Genomic DNA, 14,793 nt, shown 5'->3' with positions numbered 1-14,793 from the left:
TGCTCTTGAAGAACACGCATCCCAATCTTCCTATTGGCCCCCAGGAAGAAGTCATGGCGGTGCTAACGTGAATCTATAAGATGTTCATGTCCTTTGAGCTGTTTTGGGAAAACATGGAAAAAGCTATCAAGACTTTCAGCCGATTTTACCTCAGCCATGCACAAAGGTGCTCTGTTATGAGCATTAAACACAAGAAAAATAAAGTTGCAAAATTTTCCAAACTTATCATCAATCACCATAGCTTTGACACCATTAAATTTAACTGAAGAAAAAGTCGAGGTGAAAACTTCGCGATCAACGCGTCTGACAGCGAAGAGATAACTAAAAACTAAGCAAGTTTCCATGCTGAAACAGAGTGCAATAAGTCACTGATTTATTTCATGAATCTCCAGCTAAAACCCACAGCAGGATGAACTTCTTTTGAACGAAGAGTATAAAAAAATCGGAATTATGTAGAATAATCTTGTTGGAATGTTGCATTCTTGCTAGCGTTGATATTAGGTAGGAAAGGCAGCGAGGACGACTGATATAGGACTAAAGTAAATAGTTCCTAAAAATTTATACTTGAATCAATAATTTACAACATTTCCAAGGAGAAAAAAACAGGAAAAGACAAATAGCTAGATATTTGATATAATTTACTTGATGTTAATCATTTATAAACATTCAAAACAAATAAAGCAAAAAAATTCCATCTTCGATCAATTGTCCACTCGATATAATTGGAAGAAGTGCCCTTATTAACGCCTTTAACACTCCAATCTTTGGACTTGAATAAATTTTCGGAATCATCTACTTTTTCCACTGCCATTAGGCAATGGATCTAGTTCCTTCCTTCAAATCATTGACAAACATAATCAATCTTCTCTAATTATCCTGCTAAATACAGTTGATAATAAAGAAAAATAATGCCACAAGGTTATTCTATATAATTTTAAAAAAAATTAAATATCAAACCTGTTTGTAGCAGGTGTTGCAGCCTGATGCAAGGTTGGGCTACCCCAAGAAGTTGTTGAGGAGCGTTTAGCACAGCTTTTTTTACCAGTAAATGGACGCAGCCCCCCTTTACCCCGACATTGACGATGAGAATAGGCATCCTGACCCACCCCTTTAAAGGCAATTACGGTGGAATGCTCCAAGCATTCGCTCTCCACAAAGTCATCCGACAATTACACCATGAGCCAACACTCATCCAATATCTGAACGATTATCACCAAAGTATCATCACACACATTCGCACTACTTTAAGCCGTTCACTTGTTAAGCTATGCCGCTGTTGTAATATTCTCTCATCTTCTCTCAATCCCTCTTGGAAGCAAATCCACTTCATGGCCACAAACTTTGCTGCCACACACATTGAATCCTTTGAATATATCCCCCGCCATACCGAAAATACAAAAATTCAAGATATTGATCTATTTATCGTTGGAAGCGATCAGGTGTGGAGATGTGAATATGTCCGGCATCTAAGCACTGTACCCTTCTTCTTTCTCGACTTTGCTCCTGAAAGCCTTCGCCGCAAGAGCATTTCTTATGCCGCCTCCTTTGGCTCCGACCAATGGGAAGGAACCCTTGAAGAAACGGCTATTTGTAAAGAACTCATCCAACAATTCAAAGCCGTTTCTGTCAGGGAACACTCCGGTATCTCCCTGTGCAAAGACATCTTTGACACTCCATCCGTGCAAATGCCAGACCCAACTCTTCTACTGCACGCTGCGGACTATGAACAAATCATTCGCAAAGAGAAAACCAAAGGATTGAAACAAGCTTTCATCGCCTCTTACCTCTTGGATGAGGATAAGGAGAAATACAACTCCCTGCAACACATCGCCGGCGAATTAAATATGCCCTATCAGCATCTCATGCCGCACTCCACCTCCCGAAATCGTCGAGATCGTTTCACTAACAGTGTGGCACAATGGTTACGCTATTTTCGCGACGCTGAGTTTATCGTCACAGATTCTTTCCACGGTTGCGTCTTTTCCATTATTTTCAATAAGCCCTTCATTTGTTTGGAAAACCAAGCACGTGGCTTGGCCCGTTTCGTCTCACTCTTAGAAACTTTTGAACTTCGAGATCGTCTTCTGTCTCAAACGGAAGATTCTGCGATCACTAATTTAATCCATACTCCCATTGACTGGGCACGCGTCACCTCCATTCATGAGTCCGAACGTGCGAGAGGAATTCAATTCTTACGGGATAATCTGAAATAACGACATCATGGCTAGTGAATTAAAAGTCGGAATATGCATCAATTACATCTCCATCATCATCCGACTCTCCACCTCGTTCTTACTTACTCCATTCATCATCAATAAACTCGGAGTAGAAGAATATGGGCTATTCATGCTGAGTAATTCTGTCATTGCGTGGCTTTCTCTCACTGATTTTGGCCTGGGGGGGACCGTGAACAAATATGTTACCACCTATCGTGCCAAACAACAAGCACAGCAAGAAGCGCACTTTTTAGGACAAAGTACCATGCTTTTCTCTGTCTTGGGGATCATCTCCCTCTGTTGTGGCGGCGTTTGTTATTTTTTCTTGGCAGACATATTCCCTAAACTCAACGCAAATCAGCTGGGTACATTAGAAGTCATGTATCTGCTTACCTTAAGTAACTTTGTCTTGTCCTTTCCATTGCGTCCGCTCGGGTGTGTCCCGGGGGCCTATCAAAAATTCATTGTTCCCGGCATTTTGAATCTATCCACTTCAATCTTAAATGCAGGTCTCACCGTTCTCCTGCTTTTGATGGGATATAAAGCCATTGGGCTAACCGTCTTAAGCGTCATTCTGAGCATCATCGGTCTATTAATTGCAAATTTCTATGTCTTCCATTATCTTAAGGCAAAAATCCGTTTTGGCAAACCGGACATCCGCTTATTCAAGGAAATGTTTGCCTTTTCCATCTGGATTCTCCTCAACCAGCTCATGGACCTGTTCTATTGGAAAGCGGGTACTCCCATTCTTGCCAACACTTCAGGGACACTGGCCGTCACGATATTCACTCTAGGTATTTGCTTTTCCCAATACTTCATGACGGCAGCGACAGCTCTCTCCAGTGTTTTTTCCCCCAAACTCATGCACATGGTAGCTTTGGATGCGAGTAAAAAAGATTTGACTCACATCATGATTCGCGTCGGGCGAATCCAGCTTTTCTTACTAAGTTTTATCCTAATTTCATTTATCGGGCTAGGAGAAAACTTTCTTTCTTTATGGGTTGGAAAATCAATTGGTGATAATGTCCGGGTTGTTTGGCTGGGTGCCATTATTATTCTAATTCCCCTCCTGGTTCCCTTAACTCAGAATACCGGCCTTGCCATCTTACAAGCTCTCAACATTCATCGGGGGCGAGCCATTATTCTTTTTTATTCTTCTCTTATGTGCATCATCATTGGATATGGCTTATCATTACACTATGGAGCCATTGGGATGTTCATCGGAACTTCCATTGCTTTGGTCGTAGGACAAGTCATTATGATTAATTTCTATTATGCAAAAAAAGCCGGCTTGTTAATCCACGAATATTTTAGACAAACCTATTATCCTTTGTTCATACCCATCCTGATTCTTCTTCCATGTTGTCTAGTTACAAGAATATATTGCAATGCCAAAAACTGGCCTAGTTTTTTTATACTGGCAGGCATCTTGGGAAGTATATGCCTCATTGCCCTATGGTTCCTCTATTTGAAAAAGGAGGAAAAACAACTTGCTTTAGCTCCCCTATCCAAACTCACTTCAGTCTTTACACGCCTTTCATAATTCGGGACGGCTCTGGCAAGTCTACTGCACAAGCACGTTATAGGATACATTTTCCTTTCATGCTTCCTCTTTCCCATTCTTTGGGAGCCAACCTGACTAGGATAGTCACTTCTTTTTACCCTAATGTTTCTATTTCCTGGAATTCAACTATCAAGGCCATCCCTATAGGAAAACTTGTACCTTTTATTGACAGAAGCAAATGATAATTCCCCTCAATTCATCATCTTTAACTAATGATGTTCACTATCAGGAATTTCAACTTCTTTATTTGTCTATTTAAAGACGTGATAATCTTTTGGCCATCGTTATAAAAACGATTCACGCAAGCGAACACCCCGGTGCGAAAAGCTACTCATCATGACAAATGTGCCATGACGACGGACGCTCTTTCTTGCAAACAAGGCCGCTACCTTCTCATTCCCGCCTTCCCTCCATGCGTACTCGAGGCCATACCACGATCCATGCCGCAGGAAGAATTAATTCTCGAAGCGAAAAAAAGAAAATACGGAAGGGGAGGAAACCGGACAGGCAGCTACCCCGAAAAAGAATGCTGAAAAATAGACTCAAAAAATTTTCTTCCCTAGCTCCTGGCGGGGAAAAATCCTGAAATATCGAAATAAACGATCACTTCCTTGCCTTTTTTCGTCCTGATCGTAATCATATCATAGAACTTTTCCTCATGTTGGATGAGGCCCTGCGAGAACTCTTCATAATTCCCATATTTTTTCTTAAGCCATTTCCCTTCCGCAGAAACACTCTCCATCGAATTCTTTGCGCCGATGATCCGACGGCCTTTTCAAAGCTGGAGCCGTCTCCGCCCTGATAGGTGATGCCGGAAGCTGCCTCTTTCTTCCCGACTTTCGCGGACATGGCCGGATCTGCGGTTTCGGCAACGGTACGCAGGCCGGGAACCAGTGCAAGAAATAAAACGGATAGTAAGGTTTTCATATTCTATATAGAAAAGAAGAAGTACTCATTCCCATGTAAAGCCTTTTTAAATAAAAACATCCGCATGGCCACATCGGGAAAAGAGATACGGGAAAACATATCCACAAGCCCCTGCCGGCTTCTTCCGGCTCGGCCTTTCACCTGCGGAACCATTCCCGGCCTACAACCAGGCTTCCACCTCGTTCAAGGCCCCGACACGGACCGTGGCGCAAGTCGGGCCATTCCCGGAGGAAAACAGAAAATTCCGTCCCACGCCGGCGGAAAGGGCTGCCCGAATATCCCTCTCCCGGTCACCGACGGACACGCAGGATGCCATATCCAGCCCATACGCGGCGCGGGCCTTCAAAAAAAGGCCGGGATTCGGCTTCCGGTCGGGATGAGCATCATCCACGCTGGGGCAGTAGAACACGTCCGCAATCTCCGCTCCAGCGTCGTGAAATACATTCTTCATATAATCCGTCAGCCGTAAAAAATCTTCCTCCGTAAACATGCCGCGGCCTATGCCGGACTGGTTGGTCGCCACGATTACCAGATACCCCTTCTCCTTTGCCCGGCGGCAAAGGTCCAGAATTCCCGGCATCAGCTGGAAATCCTCAATGCGGTGCACATACCCCCCGTCCACGTTCACCACACCGTCCCGGTCCAGAAACAGCGCTTTAGCGGCCATACATCTCTTGTTCGATTAGCTCACAGACCAGATGCCCCACGGCAATGTGCATCTCCTGAATATTATTCGTGGCATCGGAAGGAACGGCAATGCAGAAATCCGCCTGCTCCTTCATGGCGCCTCCGCCCCGCCCCGTAAGGGCTACGGTCCGAATACCCATGCTCCGCGCCAATTCCATCGCCAGCACGATATTCCGGCTGTTGCCGCTGGTAGAAAGCCCCACCAGCAGATCTCCCGCACGTCCCACGCCTTCGAGTTGCCGGGCAAACACGGTATCATACCCGTAATCATTCCCGACGGCGGTCAGAATGGACGTATCCACCGTCAGGGCCAGGGCGTTCATGGCCGGACGGTTCAACTTGTAGCGTCCCACCAGCTCCGCGGCCAGGTGCTGGGAATCCGCGGCAGACCCGCCATTGCCGCAGAACATGATCTTGTTCCCGGCTCGGAGGGTGTCCGTACAGACGCGCGCCACCGTTTCAATATCCCCGGACAAAACGGCCAGCGCCCTGAAATTGTCCGCTATCCCTAAAATCTGTTCCTTGATGTAATCGCTCATTCCGGTCTCTTCTTCATTCGGTTGATAATATCGGTGGAGGAAAAGCCCTCCAGCCGGGGCAACTCAACGGCCCTGCCCCCATAGGACACCACATACTGCCCTTCCGGCCAGCGTTCCAGAGGATACCCCTCCTTGGCGATCACGTCCGGGCGCAGCTTCTCGATCAGCGGAAGCGCGGTATCCTCGTCGAAAAGAACCACGTAATCAATGAAATCCAAAGATGCCAGCAGCAGGGAACGGAGTTCCTCGTTATTGACGGGCCTGTCCTCCCCCTTCAGCCGCTTGATGGACGCATCCGTATTCAGCCCCACAAAAAGCACGTCGCAGGCCTCGCGAGCCTTCATGAACGAATGCAGGTGGCCCAGATGCAGAAGATCGAAACAGCCATTCGTAAACCCCACCACCTTCTTTTCCTTCCGGAAGCGTTCCGCCAATTCCGCAGCGGCTTCCGCCGTCAGGATATTGTTCCGGTGATGCCAGGAGGAAACCTTGCGGGCTTTCTCCTCCAGCGCTTCTTTCAACTCCCCTCCGGTCACGCTCGCCGTGCCGAACTTGCCCACCACGATTCCGGCGGCCACGTTGGACACGACCAGCGCCTCCGGCACCGTGGCGCCCGCCGCCAGGGCCGCTCCCAGGCTGGCCAGGGACGTGTCCCCGGCGCCGGATACGTCAAACACCTCGCGCGCCTCCGTGGGAATGCATACAAAATCGGCGGGATTGGAAGAAGGAATGAAAATCATCCCGTGCTCGCTCAAAGTCACGAGCAAATTCTCAATGCCAAACTCGTCAAACAGCTTCGCGGCGCCTTCCAGAGCCGCCTTCTCCCACCCCGGAGCGGAGGGATTCAAACGGACCCCCGTGGCCTCCTGAAACTCCTTCATATTCGGCTTCACCAAAGTAGCCCCGCCGTAACGGGAATAATCGGCTCCCTTGGGGTCCACAATGACGGGCTTTCCGGCCGCACGGCACCGGGCAATCACGGCGGGAGCGGTTTCCCCGTCAAACAGGCCCTTGCCATAATCAGACAAAAGGACAAGATCGGCGTCCGGCAGGCAGGCGTCCACCCGTTCCAGAAACCTCGCGGCCAATTCCGGCGCCATATTCAACTCCTGCTCCTGGTCCGCCCTCAGCAAATGATGTTTTCCCGCCACAAAACGGATCTTCACCGTCGTCTCGTAATCCCGGCACTCCACCAACTCAGGGGTGCAGCACGTATCTTCCAGAAAAGCCTTCACCTGCCGTCCGTTCGCATCGTCTCCCACCACGCTGACAAAAGTGGTCCGGCACCCCAGAGCGCACAAATTGGACACCACGTTCCCCGCGCCGCCCAGCATGCGCGTTTCCCTGTCCATCCTCATGATTGGAACGGGTGCCTCCGGAGAAATCCGGGTGACGCTGCCGTACAGAAACTTGTCCAGCATCACGTCCCCGATGCAGAGAATGCTCACCTGGGGAAATCCATCAATCAATGTATGCAGCCGGTTCATGGAGACGTTTCTTTCTACCATGCCCCGCCTGATAAGGCAAGGACAGTTGAAAACCGCCGGGAATACGGGAAAAAGGCAAAATCCCCGTCTCCCCGGGCTTCCTGCGGCATCTCCCTGCCCCCTCCGGACCGCAAAAAATGGGTCAGTCACGATAAAAATCTTGACCTCCAGGCGGGAAAGCACTACCTATTGTCTCCCGTTCCCGGACGAATAGAAAAAGGAAAATAAATCATGCGTGAAGTTACCGTAAGAAAAGGAGAACCTATCGACCGCGCTCTCAAGCGCCTCAAAACCAAGCTGGACGTCGAAGGCATTCTGGACGAAATGCGCCGCCGCCGTGCCTTTGAAACCCCAATGGACGAACGCCGCCGCAAGGCCCGTTCCGCCAGCAAGCGCAACAAGGTGAAATGGCGCTTCAACAACAAGAGCGAAGAAGCCGCCGCCGAAACCGCCGAAGCAGCTCCCGTTTCCGCTCCTGAAGCTTAAATCTCCATTGGTTCGGGAATAGAACCTCTTTCCATAAGGGCAACCCTTCTCCAAGGTTTGCCCTTTTTGCTTACCTCAGCAACATGAATCAATCCGCCCAGCTCTTCTCACGTGCACGCGCCGTCATACCGGGCGGCGTCAACTCCCCCGTCAGGGCCTTCCGCAATGTGGACGGCGATCCCTTCTTCGTCCAATCCGCCAAAGGCGCCTACATCACGGACGCGGACGGTCGCCAGCTCATCGACTACATCGGCACATGGGGCCCCGCCATTCTGGGACACGCCCCGGAATCCGTCCTGAACGCCGTACATGCCGCCGTGAACCGGGGGCTGGGCTATGGCATCCCTGCGCCGTCGGAGGTGGACATGGCGGAAATGATTGTCCGCATGGTGCCCTCCGTGGAAAAAGTGCGCATGGTCAACTCCGGTACGGAAGCCACCATGTCTGCCATCAGGCTGGCCCGCGGCTATACCGGACGCCGTAAAATCATCAAATTCATCGGCTGCTACCACGGGCATGTGGACTCCCTGCTCGTCGCGGCGGGTTCCGGCGCACTTACCTTCGGGGAACCGGACAGTGCGGGCGTTCCCCGGGAAATGACGCAGCTCACCATCACCCTGCCGTACAATGACCGGGAAGCCGTCAAAAAAGCCTTTGAATTGCATGGCCGGGACATTGCCGCCGTCATCATGGAACCCTTCCCCGCCAACGCCGGCCTCTACTTCCCTCAAAATGGTTTTCTCCACTTCCTGAGGAAAATCACCCGCCAGTATGACTCCCTGCTCATCTTCGACGAAGTCATGACAGGGTTCCGCGTTGCCCCCGGCGGCGTCCAGCAGCTTCATGGAATCATGCCGGACCTTACCTGTATGGGGAAAGTCATCGGCGGCGGACTTCCCGTAGGCGCATTCGGAGGCCGGGCTGAAATCATGGACTGCCTTTCCCCACTGGGGCCTGTGTACCAGGCCGGTACACTCTCCGGAAACCCCGTGGCCATGGCGGCAGGGCTGGCGCAGCTCCGGGAGCTTCTGGAAGGAAATGCCTATGACCGCCTGGAGCAGCTGGGGGCACGGCTGGAGGCAGGTATCCGGGAAGCCATCCGGAAACACGGCAGGAACTACACCTTCCACCGCGCAGGCTCCATGTTCTGCCTCTTCTTCACGGAAGAGAAAGTCTATGACCTGGACACCGCCCAGAAAGCCTCCAAGGCTCTCTTCAAGCCCTTCTTCTGGAACATGCTGGAACAGGGCGTCTACTTTGCCCCTTCTCCCTATGAAACGGGATTCATCTCCCTGGCCCATACGGAAGAAGACATTGACCGCACGGTGGAAGCCGTGCATGCCAGCCTCTCCAGGCTCGTCTAGCGGGCCACAACTGCCTCATTCTCCGCGGAATGCGCCGTCGCCCGACGGCCGCAGTCCATGATTTGGAGTGACAGATGTCGTCCCTTCCCTTATAAGAATGGCATGAGACAGATGGCAGGTTCTGTTCTGCTCGCGTCCGTGACGGCCCTCATGGCGGTTCCGCTGGCAAACGCGGAGGAGAGAACGATGCGACTTACAGAAGAAGAAAAACAGGAACTGAGGGAAGCGAACGGACGCTTGCTTTCCCTCACTTTCCGCTTCCTGTATGACTCCTGGCCTCTGGACATCATGTCTCCCGGAAAAATGCAGGAGGAATTCAACTCCATCCTGCAATGCTACCAAATGATGGAGCAATTCCGGGAAACAGGCAGGCTCCTTCTTCAGGCTCCCGACCGCAACACGCCCTTGCATCTCTGCATCGCCATGGGCCTGAACAAGCTGGCCGTCCGGATGATAGAAGCGGGAGCCCCAGTCAATGCCCAGACCGTTTTTCCGCATAACGGCACGAAGGAACCCGGGGATACGCCCCTCATCTGGGCATGTTCGGCGGGCATTTACCAGGACTCATCAGCCGTGGACAGGCTTCCCGTAGTCCGTGCCCTCCTCAATCACGGGGCAGACCCCGATCTCCCGGGACCGGGAGGCACTACCCCCTTCATGTGGGCCGCCGCCCTGACCAACTCCGACCCTGAACAGGAAAAAATCGCCTTGGCCCTGCTGGATGCCGGCAGCCCAGACCTCAAGCGCAGGCTAAACGCCCATACGCGCGGAGTAGGGTTCTCCAGCCTTTCCACCGCCATTTTCAAACGGCTGATCCAGGCAGGCTGCGATGTGAACGAACGTTTCTTTGCCAGCAAGCAATCTCCACTCCACTTGGTCTGCGCCAGGGAAGAACCTCCGGAACGACTGATTCCTCTCATTGAACTCCTCATCAAGGCGGGTGCGGACCCCAACCAACTGGATGTGGACGGTCTGACGCCGCTGATGGCATGCAATTCCCCGGAAATAGCCGTCCGCCTCATGAACAACGGCGCCAATCCCTCTCTCCGCAACGAAGATGGCCAGACGGCCTATGACTTCCACATGAAAAACGGGTATCGGGAAATTGCGGAAGCCATCAAGAAATGGCAGTCGGCACAGAAAAAAACTGCACAGGACCAGTAAAACACGGCATTTCGCGCTCATTCGCTCATACCGCAGAAAATGAAGCCGTAATCTCCCAAACGGAAAAGCTCCCGCGGACAACATTCAAACCGCCTGTCCTTCTTCCCTCCCGTTTACAGGGAAACATCCAAAAACAGGACAAATACCCATCCCCATGCGGACCTGGCTGTAAACAGGCAATCCTTGAAGCAACTTTCCGGAAAATTCAAATATTTCCAGAAAAATTTAAGAAAACATATAACGGCCCCATCCACAATGTCCACAATGTCCACAATGTCCACAATGTCCACAATGTCCACAATGTCCACAATGTCCACAATGTCCACAATGTCCACAATGTCCACAATGTCCATGATGCCCCGGCGGACGGCTGCTTGAACGGCCCAAAAAAAGCCGCCTCCCCGGACGGGAGACGACTTTGAAAAGGAAAAGCGGTTCTTTATTCTTCCGCTTCAATCCCTTCACCGATCATCTTGAGATCTTCCGGCATCTTGCCTGTAGCAAAATAACCTTCAATTTCTTCAAGAGAACGGCCCTTGGTTTCAGGCAGGAAGAAAGCCACCGTGATGAAGTACAGCACCGTAATGCCGCCCAGCGTAAAGAACACGCCGGAATAGCCGCAGCTTCCCACCCACGGGAGGAAGGAACCGGCAATCACCGTGGACACAAGCTGGTTGATCAGCAGAGCAATCGCCATGCCGTTGGAACGGATGCGGGCAGGCATCAGCTCGGACAAGGCCAGCCAGACACAAACGCCCGGACCCGTCGCATAAAAGGCGATGAAGATGATGAAGAAGGCAGTGACGCCCCAGCCCACCGAGGAATCCGGCTTTTCACCCAACTCCGCCTTCAGGATGGAAACGGGCTTCATGGCATAGCCGTCCTTGCCGGCTACGACCATCTTGTTGGTGGAATCCGGCACCGCCTTGATGACGGCCAGGGAGGCTTTGTCCTCTTCCTTCTTGATATCCTTGGGATCCTTCGTCAATTCGGAAAACTCCACGACGGAAAGCTGCGTGGAAGAACCCATCAGGAACTGATACCATGCGGGATTGGCTTCCGGCTGGTCGTAAGTGATGATCAGCTGCATCCTGTTGATATCCTTGTCCGCCATGCCATTCTTGGAAAGCAGATCCTTGACGAATGTGGAATCGGGCGTACGTTCCAGCTGCAGCGTACGGATGCTGTCCACTTCCTTGCCTTCTTCAAACTGCTTCTGGACGGAGGGGCTCTGCTGCGCCAGCAGGGCAGCCACGTCGGAAGTCACGTCCTTGCGGGCCTCTTCCACATTATTGAACAGGAAACCGGTGCCAAGCAGGCCCACCACAATACCGGCCGTGCCGATCTTGAGCAGGAACTTGCGGCCCTTGCGGTCCACCAGCATCATGGCGACGATGGTCATCAGGCAGTTCACCACCTTGATGGTGAAATCCGCCCAGTTGGCGGTCGTGCCTTCCAGGCCGGCCTGCTGGAATACCTTCACGGAATAGTTCAGCACGGAGTTGATACCCGTAGCCTGCGTGAATGCCAGAACAAGAACCGCCAGAATAAAGGGATATACATACTTGCGCTGAAGAAGGGACTCGCCGGAGGAACTCTGCTTCTTCAGCTCTTCCGCCTTCAGCTTCTCTTCCTCTTCAATATGAACCATTTCATCAAACACCTCCTGGGCGCGCACTTCCCCATAACTGCGGACGAGCACGGCCATGGCCTTATCCTTGCGGCCACGTCGGAACAAATAACGGGGGGATTCGCTCAAACGGAAGGAGCCGAAAAACAGGAACAGGCCGGGAATGGCGCACACCCAGAAAATGGCCTGCCAGGCAAACACCTTTGCGGAAGCCAGTTCTTCTTCGCTCACGCCGGAATCCTCCACGCCACCCACGTATTTGGCGGCAAACAGACCTATCACAGCGGCAAACACCAGGCCAACCGTCAGCAGGAACTGGAACATCCCCGTGCCCTTGCCCCGGGACTCCGCACTCAGACATTCCGCCAGATACAGCGGAACCACCACGCCGACGATACCGGCGCTGGCGCCCTGCAAAATGCGGCCCAGCAGCATGATGCCGAACACTTCCTGAGACAGGCAGATCACGGGAATACTCAGCGTAAACAGGGCGGCAGCGATCGTAATCAAAGCTTTGCGTCCCATCTTGTCGGCCAGATAACCCGCAAACAGGGAGGAAAGCACGCTGCCGAAAAGCACGGCGGCCACCACCTGGGAAAGCTGGGAGGGATTAAACCCGGCCGTCTGCTCAATGTAAGGGAGCGCAGCAGCAATGACGCCGACGTCCACACCGTAGAGAAGGCCGCCCAAACCGGCCATGATGAGGAGGTAGCGCATGTACCGCTTGGCCGCATCCGGGACGGCGGCCTTCATGTTTTCTTGGTCTGTCATGGTCGTTGCATTCTAGTAAAATGACTTTGCTCCGCAACCAAAAAGAGGCCATTTCCACAAAAAACTGGCTCCCGGCACTCTCCGTGTAATGGACAGCCCGCTTTCTCCCCCCCTGCCACAGGGCCATGGTTACGGAAAAACACGTTTTCTAAGGAGTGCCCCTCCCGGATGATCCACGGTCGCATGATTACTGTATGGCGGGAGAAGCTCCCTTCCCCAGCCGTTTTTCAATCAGGCTCACGGACAGTTCCGCGCACAGCCGCAATTCATTGTCGGCATCATGAATGAGCTCCTTGAGCGCGGCGAGAGACGGTTCCGTCCCAATTTCCCCAAGAATGCGCGCGGCGGAACGTTTCAGCACGAAATCGTCCGCCTCATTCAGTACCTGGATGACAGCGGTTTCCCCTGTGGGGCCGATGGACTTGCATTCATCCTCCCACCTCTGGGGGTCTTTCTTCCACTCACTCAAAAGCATCCCGAATGCGCTCTCCTTTTCCGGACCGCGCAGCAAAAATCTCAACAGGGAGGAAGGAACCTCGCAATCAGCCTTCTTCAACTCTTCCGTAACATAATACACCACGCGCTGGGCTTCCGCATCCTGTTCCTCCGCCCATACGACCAGGGCGGAAGCCAGGGCAGTCACATACTCGGCATCGCGCCCCCAAGGTTCCTTGAGCAATTCCACCAGCCTGGAGGAAACTTCATGGCGCAGCTTGTCGGGCTTCACGGCGGCAAGCCGCTTTGCCGCCGCAATAATGCGTCGGATATCCAGAGAGGACAGCTCCTTCAAATTCGCCAGCACGAAATACTGGTGACGTTCATCCTGAAGGGCGGCGGAAGCCGGACGAGCCTCAAACTTGTCCCGGTTCAGGATCACTTCCACAAAAGAACGTTCCTTGTCCTCCAGCGTCACCTTTCCCAGCCTGGAGACGACATCTACAAACTCCTTGAACGTAATCGGCGTGGGCGTAATGACAAACAGACCGCCTCCCGTACCCTTCCGGTCGTAAAACATCGGCTCGTCTCCGGACTGCGTCATCCGTTTCAGATAACTTTTCACCATGTCCCGGTTGGCCGCATTAACACCCACTACCCACAGACCCAGGACACCCTGGTCCTGTTTGCGGGCAATGGCGGCAAACAGGGGCCTCAGGTCCCCTTCCCCGTAATTCTGAACGGAGGCTTTCTGTATGGCATCGGAAGGCAGGGCCATGCTGTCGGCATGGTCTTGAGAAACTTCACCCTTCTGGACTTGTCCGGAACCGCTCCCGCCAAGCAGGGAAGGATGCACCTTGACAGGATAAACATAAGGCAGCGAGGCGATGCCGCCGGCAAGTAAAAGCCCCAGTACAATGAACACCGCTTTGTGCCGACGGCCTGAAAAAGCCATCAGCGTTCCGGCCAGACAGGCGAAAAACAAAGCGAAAGCCTTCTGCTGCGGCTGAAGCAGCAGGGAAAGGAAGGACGTTCCGTCCATCTCCGTAGAAGCATTGTAAAAAATCCATACGCAACCGGCTCCTATAAGCAAGGAAACGCCAAGGCACACCAGTTGAATCAGCCCCGTTTCCATCACAGCGCTCTGAAAAACAGCCCCGCGGTTCTTCCCGAAATGATCATCGGTGATCCCCTTCGCCTTGGCAAAAGGCTTTTTGGACATCAGCTTTTCCCTGTCGCAAAGAAACTCATGCCCGCACTTGCTGCAACTCACCATGGCCCCCTCCTCGGAAGATGGGACATTGATATGCTGTTTGCAATTGGGACAGTTCAGATTCACTCCCCTTTCAATATGATATTTTTGATTCTTTTGCAATACCCGTGTCGCAATCTTTTCTTCATGGTTTTCCGTGCATGAATATGAAAAAAGTTCCTTGTTAATACCATCCGCCGGGAAAACCTTGCTTCCGGACAAAAACATTGCATCTCCTTCTCAGGAAAACATAAATAATGTATTGATTTCC

13 protein-coding genes are annotated in these 14,793 nt (G+C 52.1%); 5 read left to right on the top strand and 8 right to left on the bottom strand.

The genetic code is table 11. The features are described from left to right. Positions 1 to 62: 62 nt before the first annotated feature. Positions 63 to 344, bottom strand: coding sequence for a hypothetical protein (locus V3C19_RS02425; protein ID WP_295931870.1), 282 nt, complete (start codon positions 342 to 344; stop codon positions 63 to 65). A 738-nt stretch (positions 345 to 1,082) separates the two neighbouring features. Here V3C19_RS02425 and V3C19_RS02420 point away from each other — a divergent pair. Both V3C19_RS02420 and V3C19_RS02415 read left to right on the top strand, forming a co-directional pair. Continuing rightward, positions 1,083 to 2,213 (top strand): polysaccharide pyruvyl transferase family protein, encoded by a 1,131-nt coding sequence (locus V3C19_RS02420; protein WP_330937141.1) that lies wholly within the window; start codon positions 1,083 to 1,085, stop codon positions 2,211 to 2,213. Between the two features lie 7 nt (positions 2,214 to 2,220). After that, positions 2,221 to 3,759, top strand: coding sequence for an oligosaccharide flippase family protein (locus V3C19_RS02415; RefSeq protein ID WP_295931873.1), 1,539 nt, complete (start codon positions 2,221 to 2,223; stop codon positions 3,757 to 3,759). Positions 3,760 to 4,416: 657 nt separating this feature from the next. Here V3C19_RS02415 and V3C19_RS02410 read toward each other — a convergent pair. From V3C19_RS02410 to V3C19_RS02395, 4 genes are all read right to left on the bottom strand, one after another. Then, entirely contained in the window at positions 4,417 to 4,707 is a 291-nt protein-coding gene (locus tag V3C19_RS02410; RefSeq protein ID WP_295931877.1) for a hypothetical protein, read from the bottom strand. A 160-nt stretch (positions 4,708 to 4,867) separates the two neighbouring features. After that, complete coding sequence (locus tag V3C19_RS02405; RefSeq protein WP_295931879.1) at positions 4,868 to 5,374, bottom strand: HAD family hydrolase; 507 nt, start codon at positions 5,372 to 5,374, stop codon at positions 4,868 to 4,870. After that, complete coding sequence (gene gmhA / locus V3C19_RS02400) at positions 5,364 to 5,933, bottom strand: D-sedoheptulose 7-phosphate isomerase (protein ID WP_295931882.1); 570 nt, start codon at positions 5,931 to 5,933, stop codon at positions 5,364 to 5,366. The genes V3C19_RS02405 and gmhA overlap by 11 nt, the downstream gene beginning before the upstream one ends. Beyond that, positions 5,930 to 7,441: a bifunctional heptose 7-phosphate kinase/heptose 1-phosphate adenyltransferase gene (locus V3C19_RS02395; RefSeq protein ID WP_238623817.1), complete on the bottom strand. Its 1,512-nt coding sequence runs from the start codon at positions 7,439 to 7,441 to the stop codon at positions 5,930 to 5,932. Before V3C19_RS02395 ends, gmhA begins: the two co-directional genes overlap by 4 nt. A gap of 210 nt (positions 7,442 to 7,651) precedes the next feature. On the opposite strand from V3C19_RS02395, the gene rpsU reads away from it, so the two are divergent. From rpsU to V3C19_RS02380, 3 genes are all read left to right on the top strand, one after another. Beyond that, positions 7,652 to 7,906 carry a 30S ribosomal protein S21 gene (gene rpsU, locus V3C19_RS02390; protein WP_130083934.1) on the top strand — a complete coding sequence of 85 codons (255 nt, stop codon included), beginning with the start codon at positions 7,652 to 7,654 and terminating at the stop codon, positions 7,904 to 7,906. Positions 7,907 to 7,989: 83 nt separating this feature from the next. Then, positions 7,990 to 9,270: a glutamate-1-semialdehyde 2,1-aminomutase gene (gene hemL, locus V3C19_RS02385; RefSeq protein ID WP_295931885.1), complete on the top strand. Its 1,281-nt coding sequence runs from the start codon at positions 7,990 to 7,992 to the stop codon at positions 9,268 to 9,270. 111 nt (positions 9,271 to 9,381) lie between these two features. Next, complete coding sequence (locus tag V3C19_RS02380; RefSeq protein WP_302387795.1) at positions 9,382 to 10,434, top strand: ankyrin repeat domain-containing protein; 1,053 nt, start codon at positions 9,382 to 9,384, stop codon at positions 10,432 to 10,434. A 113-nt stretch (positions 10,435 to 10,547) separates the two neighbouring features. On the opposite strand, the gene V3C19_RS02375 is transcribed toward V3C19_RS02380, so the two are convergent. From V3C19_RS02375 to V3C19_RS02365, 3 genes are all read right to left on the bottom strand, one after another. Beyond that, positions 10,548 to 10,787: a hypothetical protein gene (locus tag V3C19_RS02375; RefSeq protein WP_330937140.1), complete on the bottom strand. Its 240-nt coding sequence runs from the start codon at positions 10,785 to 10,787 to the stop codon at positions 10,548 to 10,550. Positions 10,788 to 10,873: 86 nt separating this feature from the next. Next, positions 10,874 to 12,835, bottom strand: coding sequence for an MFS transporter (locus V3C19_RS02370; protein ID WP_295874319.1), 1,962 nt, complete (start codon positions 12,833 to 12,835; stop codon positions 10,874 to 10,876). 187 nt (positions 12,836 to 13,022) lie between these two features. Next, a complete protein-coding gene (locus tag V3C19_RS02365) occupies positions 13,023 to 14,546 on the bottom strand; it encodes a HEAT repeat domain-containing protein (protein WP_295931891.1) in 1,524 nt (507 codons plus the stop codon). Positions 14,547 to 14,793: the final 247 nt, after the last annotated feature.

Origin of the sequence: Akkermansia sp. AE01SA01 (assembly GCF_036417395.1) — a bacterium.
Lineage (GTDB): Bacteria > Verrucomicrobiota > Verrucomicrobiia > Verrucomicrobiales > Akkermansiaceae > Akkermansia.
The sequence above is the reverse complement of the archived record's forward strand: the minus strand, read 5'-3'. Positions and strand labels throughout refer to the sequence as shown.

Excerpts from the sequence above, each read along its gene's own strand:
- V3C19_RS02425 (WP_295931870.1), bottom strand. The coding sequence starts at position 344 with ATGGAAACTTGCTTAGTTTTTAGTTATCTCTTCGCTGTCAGACGCGTT.
- V3C19_RS02420 (WP_330937141.1), top strand. The coding sequence starts at position 1,083 with ATGAGAATAGGCATCCTGACCCACCCCTTTAAAGGCAATTACGGTGGA.
- V3C19_RS02415 (WP_295931873.1), top strand. The coding sequence starts at position 2,221 with ATGGCTAGTGAATTAAAAGTCGGAATATGCATCAATTACATCTCCATC.
- V3C19_RS02410 (WP_295931877.1), bottom strand. The coding sequence starts at position 4,707 with ATGAAAACCTTACTATCCGTTTTATTTCTTGCACTGGTTCCCGGCCTG.
- V3C19_RS02405 (WP_295931879.1), bottom strand. The coding sequence starts at position 5,374 with ATGGCCGCTAAAGCGCTGTTTCTGGACCGGGACGGTGTGGTGAACGTG.
- gmhA (WP_295931882.1), bottom strand. The coding sequence starts at position 5,933 with ATGAGCGATTACATCAAGGAACAGATTTTAGGGATAGCGGACAATTTC.
- V3C19_RS02395 (WP_238623817.1), bottom strand. The coding sequence starts at position 7,441 with ATGGTAGAAAGAAACGTCTCCATGAACCGGCTGCATACATTGATTGAT.
- rpsU (WP_130083934.1), top strand. The coding sequence starts at position 7,652 with ATGCGTGAAGTTACCGTAAGAAAAGGAGAACCTATCGACCGCGCTCTC.
- hemL (WP_295931885.1), top strand. The coding sequence starts at position 7,990 with ATGAATCAATCCGCCCAGCTCTTCTCACGTGCACGCGCCGTCATACCG.
- V3C19_RS02380 (WP_302387795.1), top strand. The coding sequence starts at position 9,382 with ATGGCAGGTTCTGTTCTGCTCGCGTCCGTGACGGCCCTCATGGCGGTT.
- V3C19_RS02375 (WP_330937140.1), bottom strand. The coding sequence starts at position 10,787 with ATGGACATTGTGGACATTGTGGACATTGTGGACATTGTGGACATTGTG.
- V3C19_RS02370 (WP_295874319.1), bottom strand. The coding sequence starts at position 12,835 with ATGACAGACCAAGAAAACATGAAGGCCGCCGTCCCGGATGCGGCCAAG.
- V3C19_RS02365 (WP_295931891.1), bottom strand. The coding sequence starts at position 14,546 with ATGGTGAGTTGCAGCAAGTGCGGGCATGAGTTTCTTTGCGACAGGGAA.